Here is a 20,366-nt window from a genome sequence, read left to right as displayed (position 1 = left end):
TGATGGGCGAGATCGAACCGGATGCCGCGGCTGGTGCGGCCGAAGAGACCCGTGCCGACGCCGCCGAAGCGAGCGAGGCCACCGAGGCGGCCGCGAAGGCCCGGGTGCTCATCGAGTCGCTCCCGTGGCTCAAACGATTCCACGGCGAGACGATCGTCGTGAAGTTCGGCGGCAACGCCATGGTGAGCCCCGAACTGCAGCGCGCGTTCGCCGAGGACATGGTGTACCTGCGCTACGCCGGCATCAAGCCGGTCGTCGTGCACGGCGGCGGGCCGCAGATCTCGTCGATGCTCGAGCGGCTCGGCATCGAGAGCGAGTTCCGCGGCGGGTATCGGGTGACCACTCCCGAGGCCATGGACGTCGTGCGCATGGTGCTCTCCGGCCAGGTGAACCGCGAGCTCGTCTCGCTCATCAACGAGCACGGACCGCTCGCGGCGGGTCTGAGCGGCGAGGACGCCGGGCTCTTCACCGGACGCCGCCGCGGAGCGGTCGTCGACGGCATCGAGGTCGACCTCGGGCTCGTCGGCGACGTCGTCGCGGTCGACGCCGAGGCGGTCGCCGCCCAGCTGCAGGCCGGACGGATCCCCGTGGTCTCGTCGATCGCTCCCGACATCGACGCCCCCGGTCAGCCGCTCAACGTCAACGCCGACTCCGCGGCCGCCGCGCTCGCCGTGGCGCTCGGCGCGGCGAAGCTCGTCATCCTCACCGATGTCGCCGGGCTGTACCGCGACTGGCCGAACCGCGACTCGCTCGTCTCGGTCATCGACGTGCCCGAGCTCGAATCCCTGCTGCCCTCGCTCGAGTCGGGCATGATCCCCAAGATGCGGGCGTGCCTCGAGGCCGTCGAAGGCGGCGTCGCGAAGGCAGCGATCATCGACGGCCGGGTGCCGCACTCGATCCTGCTCGAGGTGTTCACCACGCAGGGCATCGGCACCGAGGTCGTGCCGGCAGGAGGCACCGCATGAACGACTGGCAGCAACGGTTCGACAGCCGCATCATGCGGTCGATCGGCATGCCGCTCGCCAAGCTCGAACGCGGCGAGGGCTGCTGGGTCTGGGATGCCGCGGGCAAGCGGTACCTCGACTTCCTGGCCGGCATCGCCGTCAACTCGCTGGGCCACGCGCACCCCGTCTTCGTCGACGCGGTCTCGACGCAGGCCGCGAAGCTCGCGCACGTTTCGAACTACTTCACCACCGAGCCCGCGCTCGAGCTCGCCGAGCGCATCACGCGCCTCGCCGGCGCTGGCGACGAGGGTCGCGCCTGGTTCGGCAACTCGGGCGCCGAGGCGAACGAGGCGGCGTTCAAGCTCGCACGCCTCAACAACTCGGGTGGCGCCCGCACGCGCGTGCTCGCCCTCGTCGACGGCTTCCACGGCCGCACGATGGGTTCGCTCGCCCTGACGGGCAAGCCGCACATGCGCGACCCGTTCGAACCCCTCCCGGGCGGCGTGGAGCACATCCCCGCGACCGTCGAGGCGCTCGAGGCTGCGATCGACGACGCGGTCGCAGCGCTCATCCTCGAGCCGATCCAGGGCGAGGCGGGCGTGGTCGAGCTGCCGCCGGGCTTCCTCGAGGCGGCGCGCGAGCTCACCCGTCGGCACGGGGCGCTCCTCATCGTCGACGAGATCCAGACCGGCGCCGGCCGCACGGGCGCATGGTTCGGGTACCAGCACGCGGGCATCGCGCCCGATGCGATCACCGTCGCGAAGGGCATCGGCGGCGGCATCCCGATCGGTGGGCTCGTGACCTTCGGGCGCGCCTCGTCGCTGTTCACGAAGGGTCAGCACGGCTCGACCTTCGGCGGCAACCCGCTCGCGACCGCCGTCGCGAACGCGGTGCTCGGCGAGATCGAGCGGGCCGACCTCGTCGGCAACGCGGCCCGGCGCGGCGACGAGCTGCGCGAGCGCATCCTCGGGCTCGGCTCGCCCCTCGTCGCCGGCGTCCGCGGCCGCGGCCTCCTCGTCGGCGTCGGACTCGACGAGCCCGTCGCCGGTCGCGTCGTCGCCGTGGCGATGGAGGAGGGGCTCATCGTCAACGCCGCGAACGACGCGACGATCCGCATCGCCCCGCCGCTCATCATCGGCGACCACGAGCTCGACGAGTTCGAGACCCGCTTCGGCCGCGCGCTCGAACGCGTCGCCGCCTCCTGACCTTCAGCTTCCCTCCGAACGAAACGGACCACATGACCCGCCATTTCCTCCGCGACGACGACCTCTCTCCGGCCGAACAGGCCGAGGTGCTCGACCTGGCTGCCCGCCTCAAGGCCGACCGCTTCGCCGAGCGCCCCCTCGAGGGACCTCAGACCGTCGCGGTCTTCTTCGACAAGACCTCGACCCGCACGCGGGTCTCGTTCTCGGTCGGCATCGCCGACCTCGGCGGCGTCCCGCTCGTCGTGAGCTCGAGCGACAGCCAGCTCGGTGCGAAGGAGTCCGTCGCCGACACCGCGCGCGTCCTCGAGCGCATGGTGGCCGCGATCGTCTGGCGCACCTTCGACCACTCCGGTCTCGAGGAGATGGCCGCGGGCACGACGGTGCCCGTCGTCAACGCGCTCTCCGACGACTTCCACCCCTGCCAGCTGCTCGCGGACCTGCAGACGATCCGCGAGCGGAAGGGCTCGCTCGCGGGCCTCACGCTCTCGTACTTCGGCGACGGCGCGAACAACATGGCGCACTCGTACCTCCTCGCCGGCGTGACGGCGGGCATGCACGTGCGCATCGCGGCTCCCGCGGCGTACGCCCCGCGCGCGGACATCGTCGCCGATGCGACGCGCATCGCCGCGACCACGGGCGGATCGGTGCTCGTCACGACCGATCCCGTCGAGGCGGCGCGAGGTGCCGACGTCGTCGTGACCGACACGTGGGTCTCGATGGGGCAGGAGGACGAGAAGGCCGAGCGCCTCGCGACCTTCGGCGCCTACCGCGTGACCGAGGCGCTCATGGCCGAACCCGACGCCGACGCGATCTTCATGCACTGCCTCCCCGCCTACCGTGGGGTCGAGGTCGACGCCGCCGTCATCGACGGCCCGCAGTCGGTCGTGTGGGACGAGGCGGAGAACCGCCTGCACGCGCAGAAGGCACTGCTCACCTGGCTCCTCGAGCGGAAGGACGCATGATGACCGAGCACGGCAGCACCGAGCACGGCACGAACGAGGGTTCACTCTGGGGAGCGCGATTCGCGACGGGCCCGTCGCCCGAGCTCGCGCGGCTCTCGAAGTCGACGCACTTCGACTGGCAGCTCGCGGGCTACGACCTCGCCGGTTCGCGGGCGCACGCCCGCGCGCTCGCCGCAGCCGGTTATCTCGACGCCGACGAGCTCGGGGGGATGCTCGCGGGCCTCGACGCCCTCGAGGCGAAGGTGCTCTCGGGCGACCTCGTGGCCGCCGAGGGCGACGAGGACGTGCACGGCGCCCTCGAGGCCGCCCTCATCGACGTCGTCGGACCCGAGCTCGGCGGCAAGCTCCGCGCCGGGCGCAGCCGGAACGACCAGATCGCGACCCTCGTGCGCCTCTACCTGAAGGACCACGCCGCGACGATCGGGCAGCAGCTCGTGCACCTCATCGACGCGCTCGCCGCACAGGCCGACGCGCACCGCGGCGCGATCATGCCCGGCCGCACGCACCTGCAGCACGCGCAGCCCGTGCTGCTCGCCCACCACCTGCTCGCGCACGCCTGGGCGCTCTCGCGCGACCTCGAGCGGCTCGTCGACTGGACGAAGCGCGCCGACGTCTCGCCGTACGGCGGCGGAGCGCTCGCCGGGTCGACGCTCGGACTGGACGCGGCCGCCGTCGCGCGCGACCTCGGACTTGCAGCACCCGCCGAGAACTCGATCGACGGCACGGCCAGTCGCGACGTCGTCGCCGAGTTCGCGTTCGTCACCGCGATGATCGGCATCGACCTCTCGCGCATCTCGGAGGAGATCATCCTCTGGAACACCCGCGAGTTCGGCTTCGTCACGCTCGACGACGGCTTCTCGACGGGCTCGTCGATCATGCCGCAGAAGAAGAATCCCGACATCGCCGAGCTCGCGCGCGGCAAGTCGGGCCGCCTGATCGGCAACCTCACCGGCCTCCTCGCGACGCTCAAGGCGCTGCCGCTCGCGTACAACCGCGACCTGCAGGAGGACAAGGAGCCCGTGTTCGACTCGGTCGAGACGCTCGAGGTGCTGCTGCCCGCCTTCACGGGCATGGTCGCGACGCTCACGTTCCACACCGACCGCATGGCCGCCCTCGCACCGGCCGGATTCTCGCTCGCGACCGACGTCGCCGAGTGGCTCGTGAAGCGGCACGTGCCCTTCCGCGACGCCCACGAGATCACGGGTGCGCTGGTGCGCTACGCCGAGCAGCACGGGCTCGAGCTCGACGAGGTCGACGACGCCGCGCTCGCGGCGATCTCACCGCAGCTCACGCCCGACGTGCGAGGCGTGCTCACGATCGAGGGTTCGGTCGCGAGTCGCGACGGCATCGGCGGCACGGCGCCGAGCCGTGTCGACGAGCAGTTCGGCCGGCTCGCCGAGCGCGTGCGCCTCCTCGTCGCCGCGCTCCCGGAGGCGTCGAGCTGACGCGGCTGGTCTCGCCCGATCGGGCGTTCTTCGACGAGGATCCGGTGCAGCTCGCACCGCGCCTCCTCGGCGGGGTGCTCGGGTATCGGGCGGCCGACGGCGAGGTCGCGATCCGGCTCTCCGAGGTCGAGGCGTACCGCGGAGTGGGGGAGGACCCGGGTTCGCACGCGTTCCGCGGTCGCACCCCGCGCAACGACGTGATGTTCGGCGATCCCGCGCACCTGTACGCGTACTTCAGCTACGGGATGCACGTCTGCCTCAACATCGTGGCGCGGCCCGCGGGCACGTCCTCCGCGATCCTGCTGCGCGGGGCCACGGTCGTCGATGGGCTCGAGACCGCCCGACGGCGTCGGCCCGGTGTCCGGGATCGCGACCTCGCGAGGGGACCGGGGCGGCTCTCGAAGGCGCTCGGGGTCCCGCTCGACGCCGACGGAGGCGACCTCCTCGCCCCGCCGTACTCGCTCCGCGTGCCGGACAGTCCGCTGCACCACGCGAGCGGGCCGCGCACGGGCGTGAGCGGCGTCGGCGGCGGTGCCGCCTACCCGTGGCGCTTCTGGCTGCCGGGCGACGAGGGCGTCTCGCCGTACCGCAGGCACGCCGGTGCGGTCGACCCGACGTCGTGACGGGGAAGCCTCGTCCGCGGCATCCGCAGCGGGTCAGCTGATGGCGAGGTGCACGACGAGCGCCGCGGCGCACGCCCAGATGAGGCTCGCGAACGTGCCGATGATGAACCGCTCGCGCGCCTCGGGAGCCTCGAGCTCGGTGAATCGGCCGACGCCCTTGACGGCGACGACGATGGCGAGCGCCTCGGGGAAGCCCGCGACGATCGCGCCGGCCGATGCGATGCGCTCGAGGACGCCGATCGTGAGCCCGCCGCGCAGCACCTCGCGGCGACGCTCGGGCGCTTGGACGCCGGGGGCGGCGTTCGGGTCGACCCGGCGGTCGGTGACGATGATGCCGCCGTGGAGTCCGGGGGCGACGGCGCCGCCCATCGCGAGGTCGAGCGCTGTTCCGGCCGCGGCGCTGCCGCCGAACGCGGCGGTCGCGAGACCGAGCACGACGACGATCGGTGCGAGGCCGAACGGTGCCGCGGTGGTCGTCGTCGCGGCCGCGGCGAGCGCGATGCCGAGGGTGCCGGTCGCGAACCAGATGTAGGCGCGCTTCGGCTTGAGCGAGGCGAGTACCGACAGCACCGTCGCGGCGCCGAGGGAGATGAGCAGGGCCGACCAGGTGATCGCGTCGGCGATGACGATGAGGTTCATTGGCGGGCTTCCGTCGAGGCGTCCAGGTGCTCAAGCAGCCTAGCGAGCGCGGGCGCCGCGTCGAGCTCGGCACGGATGTTCGCCGACTTCATGCGCGAACTGATCGCCGGTGCGCTCACCCCGAGCTCCCCGGCGATGTCGGTCTGACGCGCGCCCGCGACGATGCGGTCGTAGACCTCCCATCCCTCGGTGGAGCGGCGTTCGCGCAGCAGCAGCGCGAGGGTGAACAGTGCTTCGACGTCGGCCGCGGTGATGTCGCCGGGTGAGGGGTCGGTGACGCCGCCGGCTTCGACGGCGAGTCGTGGCGAGCTCTTCTTCGCGCGCTCGACCGCGTCGCGAGCGGCGAAGAAGGCCTCGCCGCTCGCCTCCCGGATGTCGTCGGGCAGCGGCTCGCGCACCGGGCCGCAGCCGATGCCGACGCTCCAGTGGCCGTCGCGGGTGAGTTCGAAGACGACGTCGACGACGGTGCGGCCGTCGCGGGTGAGCAGTTGGATCTCGTCGCCCGCGTTGCGCGCGACGGGCAGCACGAGTACGTCGCCGTGGGCCGCCTGGATCCGGTCGCGCGCGGTTCCGGCGAGGTCAGCCCTGGTGCGACTTGCGACTTGGTCAGCGGTGACGACGATCATTTCGACTCTTTCACCCTGCATCCTTCACTCGATATGAGATAAGCATACAGCACTAATCCAGCAAAGCTTAGCGATGCAGCCTGTTTCGCTGCGCTGATACTCTTGCGGGGTGTCAGACCCCGTGATCCTCTCCACCCAGCAGAACGACGCCTCTTTCGAAGACGTCTGGGAGGAACTCGTCTGGCGTGGCCACGTGCACGTGTCGACCGACCGGGCCGCGCTGAAGGAGCTCCTCGCGGGCGAGCCGATCACCTATTACTGCGGGTTCGACCCCACGGCGCCGAGCCTGCACCTCGGCAACCTCGTGCAGCTCATCGTCCTGCGCCGGCTCCAGCTCGCCGGTCACCGGCCGCTCGGTCTCGTCGGTGGTTCGACGGGCCTCATCGGCGACCCGCGCCCGACGGCCGAGCGCACGCTCAACACGAAGGAGACGGTGGCCGAGTGGGTCGGCCGCCTGCAGGGGCAGGTCTCGCGATTCCTCTCGGCCGAGGGCGAGAACCCGGTACGGCTCGTGAACAACCTCGACTGGACGGCCGGGCTCAGTGCGATCGACTTCCTCCGCGACATCGGCAAGCACTACCGCGTCGGCACGATGCTCAAGAAGGACGCGGTCGCGTCGCGCCTCAACTCCGACGCGGGCATCAGCTACACCGAGTTCAGCTACCAGCTGCTGCAGGGCTACGACTACCTCGAGCTCTTCCGCCAGTACGACTGCATGCTGCAGACCGGCGGCAGCGACCAGTGGGGCAACCTCACGAGCGGCACCGACCTCATCCACCGGGTCGAGGGCCGCAGCGTGCACGCCATCGGGACGCCCCTCGTCACCAACGCCGACGGCACGAAGTTCGGCAAGAGCGAGGGCAACGCGATCTGGCTCGACGCCGACATGTGCAGCCCCTACCGCTTCTACCAGTTCTGGCTCAACACCGACGATGCCGACGTGATCGCGCGCCTCAAGGTGTTCACCTTCCTGAGCCGGGCCCGCATCGAGGAGCTCGAGGCAGCGGTCGAGAGCGAGCCGTTCCGGCGTGAGGCACAGCGGGTGCTCGCGTCCGAGGTCACCACCCTCGTGCACGGTGCGGATGCGACGGCCGCCGTCATCGCGGCGTCGCAGGCGCTGTTCGGACAGGGCGACCTGGCGTCGCTCGATGCAGCCACTCTCGAGTCGGCATTGCGCGAGCTGCCCAACACCACGACGTCGCCGGATGCGCCGATCGCGCAGGTACTCGCCGACACCGGACTCGTCGCGAGCGCGAGCGAAGGCCGGCGCGCGATCACCCAGGGCGGCGTCTCGCTCGACAACGTGCGGGTCGACGACGAGAAGGCGACGCTCGCGGACTTCGTCGCGCCCGGCGCGATGGCGGTGCTCCGACGCGGCAAGAAGACCATGGCCGGCGTCTTCGTCGAGTGACCCCGACTGACGGGCTCCAACGGCCCCGCATCGCTCCGGCGATGCGGGGCCGTTCCGCGTTTCCAGCGCTGGCGAATGCGCGGCCACCGCGAGGGCGCTCAGCCGCTCGAATCCGCGGAAACACGCGCGACACGCCCGGGATGCACCGTCGAGTTGCGCGGGTGCTCGGTTCTCCGTAAAGTATTCATTCGTTGCCCCACAGGAGCGGAGAGCGGGAAGGCCGAGAGGCCACGCAGACCCTCCTCAAGCGGCACGAAGATTCCAAGCCTCGAAGATGTCTTTTCATCGGCTTGAAGCATTCGGATGCGTCCTTCGGGATGGCCGGATGGAACAACGAACACAAGCCCCGAATGATCGGCCTGATCTCTGGTCGTGAAGCGGGTGCGTCCGTTCCTTGAGAACTCAACAGCGTGCACTATGTTCAATGCCAATTTATTGAACCCCGACCTCGCCTTTTGGTGGGGGACGGATTCCTTTGATTGATGGACAATTTGATTTTTTGAAGTCAGTTGTTTCTCTGTCAGTGATTTGAACTCCCTGATGCCTTTGGGTGTTGGGAACCATTTTTTTTTGGAGAGTTTGATCCTGGCTCAGGACGAACGCTGGCGGCGTGCTTAACACATGCAAGTCGAACGATGAACCAGAAGCTTGCTTTTGGGGATTAGTGGCGAACGGGTGAGTAACACGTGAGTAACCTGCCCTGGACTCTGGGATAACCCCGAGAAATCGGAGCTAATACCGGATAGGACCTTGCACCGCATGGTGTGGGGTGGAAAGTTTTTCGGTCTGGGATGGACTCGCGGCCTATCAGCTTGTTGGTGAGGTAATGGCTCACCAAGGCGTCGACGGGTAGCCGGCCTGAGAGGGTGACCGGCCACACTGGGACTGAGACACGGCCCAGACTCCTACGGGAGGCAGCAGTGGGGAATATTGCACAATGGGCGCAAGCCTGATGCAGCAACGCCGCGTGCGGGATGACGGCCTTCGGGTTGTAAACCGCTTTTAGTAAGGAAGAAGGGGCTTCGGCCTTGACGGTACTTGCAGAAAAAGGACCGGCTAACTACGTGCCAGCAGCCGCGGTAATACGTAGGGTCCGAGCGTTGTCCGGAATTATTGGGCGTAAAGAGCTCGTAGGCGGTTTGTCGCGTCTGCTGTGAAATCCCGAGGCTCAACCTCGGGCCTGCAGTGGGTACGGGCAGACTTGAGTGGTGTAGGGGAGACTGGAATTCCTGGTGTAGCGGTGGAATGCGCAGATATCAGGAGGAACACCGATGGCGAAGGCAGGTCTCTGGGCACTTACTGACGCTGAGGAGCGAAAGCGTGGGGAGCGAACAGGATTAGATACCCTGGTAGTCCACGCCGTAAACGTTGGGCGCTAGATGTGGGGACCTTTCCACGGTTTCCGTGTCGTAGCTAACGCATTAAGCGCCCCGCCTGGGGAGTACGGCCGCAAGGCTAAAACTCAAAGGAATTGACGGGGGCCCGCACAAGCGGCGGAGCATGCGGATTAATTCGATGCAACGCGAAGAACCTTACCAAGGCTTGACATACACGAGAACGGGCCAGAAATGGTCAACTCTTTGGACACTCGTGAACAGGTGGTGCATGGTTGTCGTCAGCTCGTGTCGTGAGATGTTGGGTTAAGTCCCGCAACGAGCGCAACCCTCGTCGCATGTTGCCAGCACGTAATGGTGGGAACTCATGTGAGACTGCCGGGGTCAACTCGGAGGAAGGTGGGGATGACGTCAAATCATCATGCCCCTTATGTCTTGGGCTTCACGCATGCTACAATGGCCGGTACAAAGGGCTGCGATGTCGTAAGGCGGAGCGAATCCCAAAAAGCCGGTCTCAGTTCGGATTGAGGTCTGCAACTCGACCTCATGAAGTCGGAGTCGCTAGTAATCGCAGATCAGCAACGCTGCGGTGAATACGTTCCCGGGCCTTGTACACACCGCCCGTCAAGTCATGAAAGTCGGTAACACCCGAAGCCGGTGGCCTAACCCTTGTGGAGGGAGCCGTCGAAGGTGGGATCGGTGATTAGGACTAAGTCGTAACAAGGTAGCCGTACCGGAAGGTGCGGCTGGATCACCTCCTTTCTAAGGAGCAACTCGGAAGTCTTCGGGCTTTCGCAGTGCACCAGATCAAGACCGAATGTGTCTTGCTGGTTGCTCATGGGTGGAACATTGACATAGGCATCCGGGCTGATGGTTCTGGTTCAGTACGCCGCACTTGTGTGGTTGGAACGACTGGGGTCGGGGGTTTGGGTGCGTGCACGCTGTTGGGTCCTGAGGGACCGGACATGGCCTGTGCTCTTTGTGAGCATTTGGTTGGGAATGGTTTCCCTTCAGGCCTTCATGAAGCCGGCGGTTGCTGGTGGGGTGGGGGTTCTGGCCGTCTGTTGAGAACTACATAGTGGACGCGAGCATCTTAGATTCAGGACTTTGGTCCTGGATCACAAAGATTTCGATCACATGCCTCTTCGGGGGTGTGTGTGACTAATCATTGGTCAATCTCGCACCTTTCGGGGTGCGCGATCGATTCAACTCATGTGATTTCAAGTTTCTAAGAGCAAACGGTGGATGCCTTGGCATCTGGAGCCGAAGAAGGACGTCGTAATCTGCGATAAGCCTCGGGGAGCTGATAAACGAGCTGTGATCCGAGGATTTCCGAATGGGGAAACCCCGCCAGGCCCTTTGGGTGACCTGGTGACTCCCGCCTGAATATATAGGGCGGGTAGAGGGAACGTGGGGAAGTGAAACATCTCAGTACCCACAGGAAGAGAAAACAACCGTGATTCCGTGAGTAGTGGCGAGCGAAAGCGGAAGAGGCTAAACCGGTCATGTGTGATACCCGGCAGGGGTTGCATGGTCGGGGTTGTGGGACCTTTCGGACTGTACTGCCGTGCAGTCACGGTGACGCGTCAGGTATAGACGAACCGGATTGAAAGCCGGACCGGAGTGGGTGTGAGTCCCGTAGTCGAAATGCCTGGCGGCCCGGAGAGGTATCCCAAGTAGCACGGGGCCCGAGAAATCCCGTGTGAATCTGTCAGGACCACCTGATAAGCCTAAATACTCCCAGATGACCGATAGCGGACAAGTACCGTGAGGGAAAGGTGAAAAGTACCCCGGGAGGGGAGTGAAATAGTACCTGAAACCGTTTGCTTACAAACCGTTGGAGCCTCCTTGTTGGGGTGACAGCGTGCCTTTTGAAGAATGAGCCTGCGAGTTAGTGATCTGTGGCGAGGTTAACCCGTGTGGGGTAGCCGTAGCGAAAGCGAGTCTGAATAGGGCGATTCAGTCGCAGGTCCTAGACCCGAAGCGAAGTGATCTATCCATGGCCAGGTTGAAGCGACGGTAAGACGTCGTGGAGGACCGAACCCACTTCAGTTGAAAATGGAGGGGATGAGCTGTGGATAGGGGTGAAAGGCCAATCAAACTTCGTGATAGCTGGTTCTCTCCGAAATGCATTTAGGTGCAGCGTTGCGTGTTTCTTGCCGGAGGTAGAGCTACTGGATGGCCGATGGGCCTCAACAGGTTACTGACGTCAGCCAAACTCCGAATGCCGGTAAGTGAGAGCGCAGCAGTGAGACGGTGGGGGATAAGCTTCATCGTCGAGAGGGAAACAACCCAGACCACCAACTAAGGTCCCTAAGCGCGTGCTAAGTGGGAAAGGATGTGGAGTTGCACAGACAACCAGGAGGTTGGCTTAGAAGCAGCCACCCTTGAAAGAGTGCGTAATAGCTCACTGGTCAAGTGATTCCGCGCCGACAATGTAACGGGGCTCAAGCACGCCACCGAAGTTGTGGCATTGACATTTGTGGTAGGCCTTCGTGGTCCAGCCGTGTTGATGGGTAGGAGAGCGTCGTGTGCCGGGTGAAGCGGCGGTGGAAACCAGCCGTGGACGGCACACGAGTGAGAATGCAGGCATGAGTAGCGAAAGACGGGTGAGAAACCCGTCCTCCGGAAGACCAAGGGTTCCAGGGTCAAGCTAATCTGCCCTGGGTAAGTCGGGACCTAAGGCGAGGCCGACAGGCGTAGTCGATGGACAACGGGTTGATATTCCCGTACCGGCGAAGAACCGCCCACATGAAATCAGGAGTGCTAAGCATCCCAAGACACGTGGATCCCTTCGGGGACGATCGTGAGGCGGCATGCGACCCCATCTGGTGGAGTGAGCGTATTAACAGGTGTGACGCAGGAAGGTAGCCCAGCCCGGGCGATGGTTGACCCGGGGCAAGCGTGTAGGCCGAACCGTAGGCAAATCCGCGGTTCATCATGGCTGAGACGTGATGCGGATGAAAAGTGGGTGATCCTATGCTGCCGAGAAAAGCATCGACGCGAGGTTCTAGCCGCCCGTACCCCAAACCGACTCAGGTGGTCAGGTAGAGAATACTAAGGAGATCGAGAGAATCGTGGTTAAGGAACTCGGCAAAATGCCCCCGTAACTTCGGGAGAAGGGGGGCCTGAGGCGTGAACGGACTTGCTCCGGGAAGCGCTGCAGGGCCGCAGAGACCAGTGGGAAGCGACTGTTTACTAAAAACACAGGTCCGTGCCAAGTCGCAAGACGATGTATACGGACTGACGCCTGCCCGGTGCTGGAAGGTTAAGAGGACCGGTTAGCCGCAAGGCGAAGCTGAGAATTTAAGCCCCAGTAAACGGCGGTGGTAACTATAACCATCCTAAGGTAGCGAAATTCCTTGTCGGGTAAGTTCCGACCTGCACGAATGGCGTAACGACTTCCCAGCTGTCTCAACCGCGAACTCGGCGAAATTGCAGTACGAGTAAAGATGCTCGTTACGCGCAGAAGGACGGAAAGACCCCGTGACCTTTACTACAGCTTGGTATTGGTGTTCGGTGTGGCTTGTGTAGGATAGGTGGGAGACTGTGAAGCTGGCACGCTAGTGTCGGTGGAGTCGTTGTTGAAATACCACTCTGGTCACTCTGGATATCTAACTTCGAACCGTGATCCGGTTCAGGGACAGTGCCTGGTGGGTAGTTTAACTGGGGCGGTTGCCTCCCAAAAAGTAACGGAGGCGCCCAAAGGTTCCCTCAACCTGGTTGGCAATCAGGTGGCGAGTGTAAGTGCACAAGGGAGCTTGACTGTGAGACTGACAGGTCGAGCAGGGACGAAAGTCGGGACTAGTGATCCGGCAGTGGCTTGTGGAAGCGCTGTCGCTCAACGGATAAAAGGTACCTCGGGGATAACAGGCTGATCTTGCCCAAGAGTCCATATCGACGGCATGGTTTGGCACCTCGATGTCGGCTCGTCGCATCCTGGGGCTGGAGTAGGTCCCAAGGGTTGGGCTGTTCGCCCATTAAAGCGGTACGCGAGCTGGGTTTAGAACGTCGTGAGACAGTTCGGTCCCTATCCTCTGCGCGCGCAGGAAATTTGAGAGGATCTGACCCTAGTACGAGAGGACCGGGTTGGACGAACCTCTGGTGTGCCAGTTGTTCCGCCAGGAGCACCGCTGGTTAGCTACGTTCGGAATGGATAACCGCTGAAAGCATCTAAGCGGGAAGCCGGCCTCAAGATGAGATTTCCATCCCCCTCGGGGGGAGAGGCTCCCAGCCAGACGACTGGGTTGATAGGCCGGATGTGGAAGACAGGACTAACGACTGTCGGAGCTGACCGGTACTAATAAGCCGACAACTTGATAATCACTACACCCACACGATTTGAACTCATTCAAGTAAAGGCCGTGTGCGTGGCCCTGATGACTCGCGTCCACTCTGTGGTTCCCAACAGACGGAAACACAACAACTCAACACAGACACACACCCCCACCAGGGTGTGTGCACCGAGACCACCAAACCCACCCCACAGGGTGCACCGTTTGGTTCTAGAGTTTCGGCGGCCATAGCGCGAGGGAAACGCCCGGACACATTCCGAACCCGGAAGCTAAGACTCGCAGCGCCGATGGTACTGCAGGGGGGACCCTGTGGGAGAGTAGGACACCGCCGGACATTCATTGAGGAATGGCCACCCACTGAGCTCAACAGCGAGCTTCGGCGGGTGGCCATTTCGTCGTTAACAGCGGACCGGGAAGGACCCGGCACTACGGTTGAGTCTGACGAGACTCCCATTCGACAGGAACATCGTGAGCGATACGAACAAGGACCGGGACGACCAGGGGCGCCCCCCGCGCAGTGGTGGCTCGCAGAACCGTGGTGAGCAGAGATCCGGTCAGCGACGTCCGGCAGCCTCGTCGACCGGCCGCAAGCCCTCCGGTGACCGGGATCAGAAGCGTTCGTATGGCGACCGTGACCGCAAGCCGTACGGTGATCGCGACCCGAAGCGCTCGTACGGTCAGCGCGACGACCAGAAGCATTCGTACGGAGACCGGAGCGACCGGAAGCCCCATGGCGACCGCGATCAGAAGCGTTCGTATGGCCAGCGGGACGACCGGAAGCCCTACGGTGACCGGGACCAGAAGCGTTCGTACGGTCAGCGGGACGACCGGAAGCCGTACGGTGACCGGGACCAGAAGCGTTCGTACGGTCAGCGGGACGACCGGAAGCCGTACGGTGACCGGGACCAGAAGCGTTCGTACGGTCAGCGGGACGACCGGAAGCCGTACGGTGACCGGGACCAGAAGCGTTCGTACGGTCAGCGGGACGACCGGAAGCCGTACGGCGACCGGGACCAGAAGCGTTCGTACGGAGACCGGAGCGACCGGAAGCCGTACGGCGACCGGGACCAGAAGCGTTCGTACGGAGACCGGAGCGACCGGAAGCCCTACGGTGACCGCGATCAGAAGCGCTCGTACGGCGAACGTGACGGTGATCGGCGCGGCACGCAGAGCGAGCAGGCCCGTGAGCGCCACGGCGCGGCCGACCTCGCGGTGCGGCAGCGTCACGACGACCCGTTCCTGCCCGACGGCATCGAGGCCCGTCAGCTCGACAAGGCCGCCCGGGCCGAGCTGAAGACGCTGAGCAAGGAGAACGCCGACTGGGTCGCGCGGCACCTCGTCGCGGCATCCGAATACCTCGAGGACGACCCCGAGCTCGCCCACCGCCACGCCACCTCGGCCGCGCGTCGGGCCGGCCGCATCGCGGTCGTGCGTGAGACGCTGGCGATCACCGCTTACGCGACGGGCGATTTCGCTCTCGCGCTGCGCGAGCTCCGCACCTACCGCCGGATCTCCGGCAGCAACGACCAGCTGCCGCTCATGGTCGACAGCGAGCGCGGCGTCGGCCGGCCCGACCGCGCGCTCGAGGTCGGGCGCGCCGTCGACCGCAACGAACTCCCGGCGGCCGTGCAGGTCGGGCTCGCGATCGCGATGTCCGGTGCACGCCTCGACCTCGGGCAGCCCGAGCTCGCCCTCGCCGAGCTCGAGATCCCGCAGCTCGATCCCGACCGCGCGTTCTCGTACAGCCCGGCGCTGTTCTCCGCCTACGCGGAGGTGCTCGAGGAACTGGGCCGCACGTCCGACTCCGCCCGCTGGCGTGCCCTCGCCGCCCGCGCCGACGCGGCGCTGGCCGGGCCCGCCGAGGCCGAGCTCATCGAGATCTTCGAGCTCGAGGACGTCGAGGCAGACGACGTGGTGGCCGTCGAGTCGGAGCCCGGCGAACTCGCTGACGGCGACGCTGACGCTGACGACGCCGATCTCGTGACCGAGCCTGAGCCCGAGCTCGGCGACCCCGCCGATGCGCTGGAGGACGACGTCCGCGCCGTGCTCGCCGAGGGTGAGGCGCTCGACCTCGAGCGGGACGACGTGGAGACCTCCGACGTCGCGAACGAGGACGGTGCCGATGGCGCTCTTCCGAACGAGGACTGAGCCCGCGACGCCGCTCGACGGCGTCGACGCGGTCTTCGCCGATCTCGACGGCGTCGTGTACGCGGGGGCGGGAGCGATTCCGCATGCGGTCGAAAGCCTGAACCTCGTGAAGCGGACCCGCCCCGTCGGGTACATCACGAACAACGCCTCCCGCAGCGACGTCTCCGTGGCCGGGCATCTCACCGAGCTCGGCCTCGATGCGGCGCCCGACGACGTGGTCACGTCGCCCCAGGCGGCGGTGCGCCTGCTCGAGGAGCAGGTCGCGCCGGGTTCGCTCGTCTTCGTGGTCGGAGGCGAGGGCATCGAGGTCGAACTGCGCAAGCGCGGCTACCGGGTGACCCGTTCCGCTGACGACGGGCCCGACGCCCTCGTGCAGGGCTTCACGCCCGAGGTCGGCTGGAAGGACCTCGCCGAGGCTGCGTTCGCCCTGCATGCGGATGCCTCGGGCCGGAGCATCCCGTGGATCGCGACGAACATGGACTGGACGATTCCGGTCGCCCGCGGCATCGCCCCGGGCAACGGCACGCTCGTCTCGGCGGTCCATACGGCGGTCGGTCGTCTCCCGCTCGTCGCGGGCAAGCCCGAGACGCCCATCTTCGAGGAGGCACGGCGTCGCTTCGACGCATCCGCGCCCCTCATCGTGGGCGACCGCCTCGACACCGACATCCTCGGCGCGAACCGCGCCGGGATGTCGAGCGCCATCGTGCTCACGGGCATCGACCGCGCGAAGCAGCTGCTCGCCGCCGACGCGGCGAGTCGGCCCGACTTCATCCTCGCCGACCTCCGAGGCCTCCACGCGCCCTACCCGGCCGTCGAGCGCCTTCGCGGCGACGTCGTGCGGGTCGGCGCGGCGCGGGTGAAGCTCGACGGCAATCGCGTCGAGGTGGTCGACGAGGGCGACGCCGGGCTGGACCTCCTGCGTGCGGCCTGCGCGACCATCTGGGAGTCCGGCGAGGCGATCCACGTGCTCGACGTCCCGGCGCGCCTCTACGCGTGACCGACCAGGTGACGGACGCCCGGGGTAGCGTGGACGGGTGAGCATCGAGCACGAGTACCACCCGAGCGACCACGACGACGCCGACGAGCTCGACGAGGGCACGCGCGCAGCGCTCTCCGAGATCGAAGGGCTGCCGCTCGACGAACGTGCGCCCGGCTACGAGGGGCTGGCCGCGCGTCTCCGCGAGGAGCTCGAGCACTCCGACCCGTCGCGCACGCCGCGCTCCTCATGAGCGACCAGCGACTCGACGCCGCGCTCGCGGCCCGCGGACTCGTGCGCTCGCGCACCCAGGCTGCGGCGCTCATCGCCGAAGGCCGGGTCTCGGTCGACGGCCGGCCGGTGGTCAAGGCGTCGTTCAAGGTCGGCGCCGATGCGGTGCTCGCGGTCGAGGCATCCGATCACTACGTGAGCCGGGCCGCGCACAAGCTCGTCGCCGCGCTCGACGGCTTCGACGTCGATCCGAGCGGCCGCATCGCGCTCGACGCGGGCGCATCGACGGGCGGGTTCAGCCAGGTGCTGCTCGAACGCGGCGCGCGCACCGTGCTCGCCGTCGACGTCGGCCACGGCCAGCTCGCGCAGGAACTCCGCGGTGCCGCAGGGCTCGTGCTGGTCGAGGGATGCAACGTGCGCGACCTCACGCGCGACTCGCTCGCCGCCGCCACGGGTGTCGGCGAGCCGCCCTCGCTCGTCACGGCCGACCTGTCGTTCATCTCGCTCACGACCGTGCTGCCCGCCCTGCGGGGCTCGGCCGCAGCCGACGCCGACTTCGTGCTCCTCGTGAAGCCCCAGTTCGAGGTGGGCCGCGGGGGAGTGCGCGAGGGCATCGTGCACGACGCGGCGCTGCGCTCGGAGTCGGTGATGAACGTGCTCTGGGCCGCTCACGACCTCGGGCTCGGCACGTCCGGCGTCCTGTCCTCCCCAATCGCCGGTGCGCACGGCAACCGGGAGTTCCTCGTGCATCTGCGGTCGACGGGCGGCGCGAATCCGACAGAATGGTCGGGTCGGGTCGACGCACTGACGAGAGGAGAGCACGGGTGAACGACGCACGCCACTTCCTCGTGGTCTCGCACACCGGCCGGCAGTCCGCGCTCGAGGCCACGGGCGCCGTCTGCACGCAGCTGCTCGACGCGGGCGCGGTGCCCGTGATCGCCGCCGAGCACTGGGAGGACGTGCACGCGTTCGTGCCCGAGCTCGACGGCGGCGTCGTGCGGTTCGAAGAGATCGACCCCGCGCGCATCGAGCTCGTGATCGTGCTCGGCGGCGACGGCACGATCCTTCGCGCGGCCGAGCTCATCCGCGATCACCCGGTGCCCCTGCTCGGCGTCAACCTCGGGCACGTCGGCTTCCTCGCCGAGAGCGAGCGCGACGACCTCGGCTACACGGTGTCCAGGGCGCTGGCGCGCGACTACGCCGTCGAAGAGCGCATGACCCTGTCGGTGCGCGCGAAGGTGGGCGACGAGGTCGTCTACGAGAGCTGGGCGCTCAACGAGGCGACCGTCGAGAAGGCCGAGCGCGAACGCATGCTCGAGGTCGTCATCGAGGTCGACCGCCGGCCGCTGTCGTCATTCGGTTGCGACGGCGTCGTCATGTCGACGCCCACGGGCTCGACGGCCTACTCGTTCTCGGCCGGCGGCCCGATCGTCTGGCCGAGTCTCGAGGCGCTCCTGCTCGTGCCGCTGAGCGCCCATGCGCTCTTCGCGCGCCCGCTCGTCGTGGGGCCCGAGTCGTCGCTCGCGGTCGAGATCCTGCAGCGCACCGAGACCTCCGCGGTCATCTGGTGCGACGGTCGTCGCACGTTCGACCTGCCGCCGGGTTCGCGGGTGATCGTGCGTCGATCCGACATCCCGGTGCGCCTCGCGCGACTGCACGAGGCGCCGTTCACCGATCGGCTCGTGAACAAGTTCCAGCTCCCGGTGACGGGGTGGCGCGGGCCGGCGGGCCGCGAATGAGCGGCGAGATGGTCGCGATACCGACGAGAGAGGGCGCCCGATGATCGAAGAGCTCGGCATCCGCGACCTCGGCGTCATCGCCGAGGCGACACTCCCGCTGGGGCCCGGGTTCACCGCCGTCACGGGCGAGACCGGCGCGGGCAAGACCATGGTCGTCACCGCGCTCGGGTTGCTGCTCGGCGCGCGCTCCGACGCCGGCGCCGTGCGCTCGGGCGCGAAGCAGGCGTGGGTGGAAGGACGATGGATCGTGCCCGAGGCAGGCCCGATAGCCGACCGGGTCGCAGAGACCGGCGGCGAGATCGAGGCCGGTGAGCTGCTGCTCGGGCGATCGGTGTCGAGCGAGGGTCGGAGCAGAGCCGTGGTCGGCGGCCGCAGCGCGCCCGTCGGCGTGCTCACGGAGCTCGGCGACGAACTCGTCGTCGTGCACGGGCAGGCGGACCAGCAGCGACTGCGGTCGGCATCGGCGCAGCGAGACGCCCTCGATCGATTCGCGGGTGCGCCGCTCGCCGAGACGCTGGGCGCGTACCGCGCCGCGTTCGAGCGGTGGCGCGCCGACGCGGGTGACCTCGCCCGGCTCCGCGAGGAGCACGATGCGCGAGTCCGCGAGGCCGAGGCGCTTCGCGCCGACCTCGACGAGGTCGAGTCCGTCGACCCGCAGCCCGGCGAGGACGCCGAGCTCCACGAGCGCGCCGAGCGCCTGTCGAACATCGAAGAGCTGCGCCTGGCCGCGGCGCAGGCCAAGGCACTCGTCTCGGGCGACGAGGTCGTCGACGACGCGCCCGACGCCACGACGCTCATCGACGCCGCGCGTCGCCACCTCGAACGCGTCGCCGAGCACGACCCCGCGCTCGGCCCGATCGCCGAGGCGCTCGCGAACGCCGGCTTCGTGCTCGCCGACGCGGGCACCGAGCTCGCCGGCTACCTCGCCGGCCTCGACACCGATGGGGCGGGCGAGCTCGAACTCGTGCAGGAGCGCCGAGCGCTGCTCGCCGGCCTCATCCGCAGGCATGGCGGCGACCTCGACGACGTGCTCGCATTCCGTCGAGACGGGGGGCTGCGGCTCGTCGAGCTCGACGGCGACGACGAACGCATCGCCGAGCTCGACCTCGCGGTGACCGAACTCGCCGCCGAGGTCGATCGGCTCGCGACCCGCATCACCGAGCAGCGCACCGAGGCGGCCGTGCGGCTCGCCGAGGCCGTCACGCACGAGCTCGCCGCCCTCGCGATGCCCGACGCCGTGCTGAGCGTGAGCGTCGAGCCCGCCGCCGAGCCGACCGCGCACGGTCGCGACCAGGTCTCCATCCTGCTGCAGCCGCACCCCGGAGCGGAACCGCGATCGGTCTCGCGTGGAGCGTCGGGCGGCGAGCTCTCGCGGGTGATGCTCGCGATCGAGGTCGTGATCGCGGGTACCGATCCGGTGCCCACCTTCGTCTTCGACGAGGTCGATGCCGGGGTCGGCGGCGCCGCGGCGATCGAGATCGGGCGCAGGCTCGCCCGGCTCGCGGAGCGTTCGCAGGTCATCGTCGTGACGCACCTCGCCCAGGTCGCCGCCTTCGCGACGAACCACTTGAGCGTGATCAAGGGCACCGACGGCGCGGTCACGGCCTCGAGCGTCCGCCAGCTCCAGGGAGCCGAGCGGGAGGCCGAGATGGCCCGGCTGCTCTCCGGTCTCGCCGACTCCGAGAGCGGGCTCGCGCACGCGCGCGAGCTGCTCGAGATCGCGTCGGAGCGGGCGGCCTGAGACTCGGGCCGAACGGCCGAAACCGACCGGGGCCGGTTCGCCCCGGA

The 20,366-nt window shown here is 67.3% G+C and carries 14 protein-coding genes and 3 rRNA genes; 15 read left to right on the top strand and 2 right to left on the bottom strand.

What is annotated here, in order from left to right; genetic code table 11:
- The first annotated feature begins 2 nt into the window (after positions 1 to 2).
- From argB to MUN74_RS00895, 5 genes are read left to right on the top strand one after another with little or no spacing between them, the layout of a single operon-like run.
- Positions 3 to 965: an acetylglutamate kinase gene (gene argB, locus MUN74_RS00915; RefSeq protein ID WP_244856286.1), complete on the top strand. Its 963-nt coding sequence runs from the start codon at positions 3 to 5 to the stop codon at positions 963 to 965.
- The gene (locus MUN74_RS00910; protein ID WP_244854506.1) at positions 962 to 2,149 is read left to right on the top strand and encodes an acetylornithine transaminase; all 1,188 of its coding nucleotides are present in this window, start codon (positions 962 to 964) and stop codon (positions 2,147 to 2,149) included. Before argB ends, MUN74_RS00910 begins: the two co-directional genes overlap by 4 nt.
- A gap of 32 nt (positions 2,150 to 2,181) precedes the next feature.
- Complete coding sequence (argF, locus tag MUN74_RS00905) at positions 2,182 to 3,111, top strand: ornithine carbamoyltransferase (RefSeq protein ID WP_244854505.1); 930 nt, start codon at positions 2,182 to 2,184, stop codon at positions 3,109 to 3,111.
- The gene (argH, locus tag MUN74_RS00900) at positions 3,111 to 4,556 is read left to right on the top strand and encodes an argininosuccinate lyase (protein WP_244856284.1); all 1,446 of its coding nucleotides are present in this window, start codon (positions 3,111 to 3,113) and stop codon (positions 4,554 to 4,556) included. The genes argF and argH overlap by 1 nt, the downstream gene beginning before the upstream one ends.
- A gap of 44 nt (positions 4,557 to 4,600) precedes the next feature.
- Positions 4,601 to 5,179, top strand: coding sequence for a DNA-3-methyladenine glycosylase (locus MUN74_RS00895; protein WP_244854504.1), 579 nt, complete (start codon positions 4,601 to 4,603; stop codon positions 5,177 to 5,179).
- A 33-nt stretch (positions 5,180 to 5,212) separates the two neighbouring features.
- Here the strand turns inward: MUN74_RS00895 and MUN74_RS00890 are convergent, their stop codons facing one another.
- The gene (locus MUN74_RS00890) at positions 5,213 to 5,818 is read right to left on the bottom strand and encodes a hypothetical protein (protein WP_244854503.1); all 606 of its coding nucleotides are present in this window, start codon (positions 5,816 to 5,818) and stop codon (positions 5,213 to 5,215) included.
- On the bottom strand, positions 5,815 to 6,444 hold the full coding sequence (locus MUN74_RS00885; RefSeq protein ID WP_244854502.1) for a DNA-binding protein: 630 nt from the start codon (positions 6,442 to 6,444) through the stop codon (positions 5,815 to 5,817). The genes MUN74_RS00890 and MUN74_RS00885 overlap by 4 nt, the downstream gene beginning before the upstream one ends.
- Positions 6,445 to 6,553: 109 nt before the next feature.
- On the opposite strand from MUN74_RS00885, the gene tyrS reads away from it, so the two are divergent.
- The 10 genes from tyrS (at position 6,554) to recN (ending at position 20,319) form a co-directional block, all read left to right on the top strand.
- The gene (gene tyrS / locus MUN74_RS00880; protein WP_244854501.1) at positions 6,554 to 7,855 is read left to right on the top strand and encodes a tyrosine--tRNA ligase; all 1,302 of its coding nucleotides are present in this window, start codon (positions 6,554 to 6,556) and stop codon (positions 7,853 to 7,855) included.
- A gap of 567 nt (positions 7,856 to 8,422) precedes the next feature.
- Positions 8,423 to 9,951: ribosomal RNA gene (locus tag MUN74_RS00875) — 16S ribosomal RNA — on the top strand.
- Positions 9,952 to 10,407: 456 nt separating this feature from the next.
- Positions 10,408 to 13,513: ribosomal RNA gene (locus MUN74_RS00870) — 23S ribosomal RNA — on the top strand.
- A 188-nt stretch (positions 13,514 to 13,701) separates the two neighbouring features.
- A 5S ribosomal RNA gene (rrf, locus tag MUN74_RS00865) occupies positions 13,702 to 13,818 on the top strand.
- Together the 16S, 23S and 5S rRNA genes form the textbook arrangement of a ribosomal RNA operon.
- Positions 13,819 to 13,952: 134 nt before the next feature.
- Positions 13,953 to 15,632 carry a primosomal protein gene (locus MUN74_RS00860; protein WP_244854500.1) on the top strand — a complete coding sequence of 560 codons (1,680 nt, stop codon included), beginning with the start codon at positions 13,953 to 13,955 and terminating at the stop codon, positions 15,630 to 15,632.
- A complete protein-coding gene (locus MUN74_RS00855; RefSeq protein WP_244854499.1) occupies positions 15,607 to 16,629 on the top strand; it encodes an HAD-IIA family hydrolase in 1,023 nt (340 codons plus the stop codon). The genes MUN74_RS00860 and MUN74_RS00855 overlap by 26 nt, the downstream gene beginning before the upstream one ends.
- A 37-nt stretch (positions 16,630 to 16,666) precedes the next feature.
- Positions 16,667 to 16,861, top strand: a complete 195-nt coding sequence (locus tag MUN74_RS00850; protein WP_244854498.1) for a hypothetical protein — start codon at positions 16,667 to 16,669, stop codon at positions 16,859 to 16,861.
- Positions 16,858 to 17,667: a TlyA family RNA methyltransferase gene (locus MUN74_RS00845; RefSeq protein WP_244854497.1), complete on the top strand. Its 810-nt coding sequence runs from the start codon at positions 16,858 to 16,860 to the stop codon at positions 17,665 to 17,667. The genes MUN74_RS00850 and MUN74_RS00845 overlap by 4 nt, the downstream gene beginning before the upstream one ends.
- The gene (locus MUN74_RS00840; protein ID WP_370647324.1) at positions 17,622 to 18,578 is read left to right on the top strand and encodes an NAD kinase; all 957 of its coding nucleotides are present in this window, start codon (positions 17,622 to 17,624) and stop codon (positions 18,576 to 18,578) included. The genes MUN74_RS00845 and MUN74_RS00840 overlap by 46 nt, the downstream gene beginning before the upstream one ends.
- A gap of 40 nt (positions 18,579 to 18,618) precedes the next feature.
- The gene (gene recN, locus MUN74_RS00835; RefSeq protein WP_244854495.1) at positions 18,619 to 20,319 is read left to right on the top strand and encodes a DNA repair protein RecN; all 1,701 of its coding nucleotides are present in this window, start codon (positions 18,619 to 18,621) and stop codon (positions 20,317 to 20,319) included.
- Positions 20,320 to 20,366 lie beyond the last annotated feature (47 nt).

The sequence above is a fragment of the Agromyces sp. H17E-10 genome (assembly GCF_022919715.1).
In the GTDB taxonomy this organism is placed as follows: Bacteria; Actinomycetota; Actinomycetes; order Actinomycetales; family Microbacteriaceae; genus Agromyces.
This window is presented reverse-complemented; position numbering and strand designations above follow the sequence as displayed.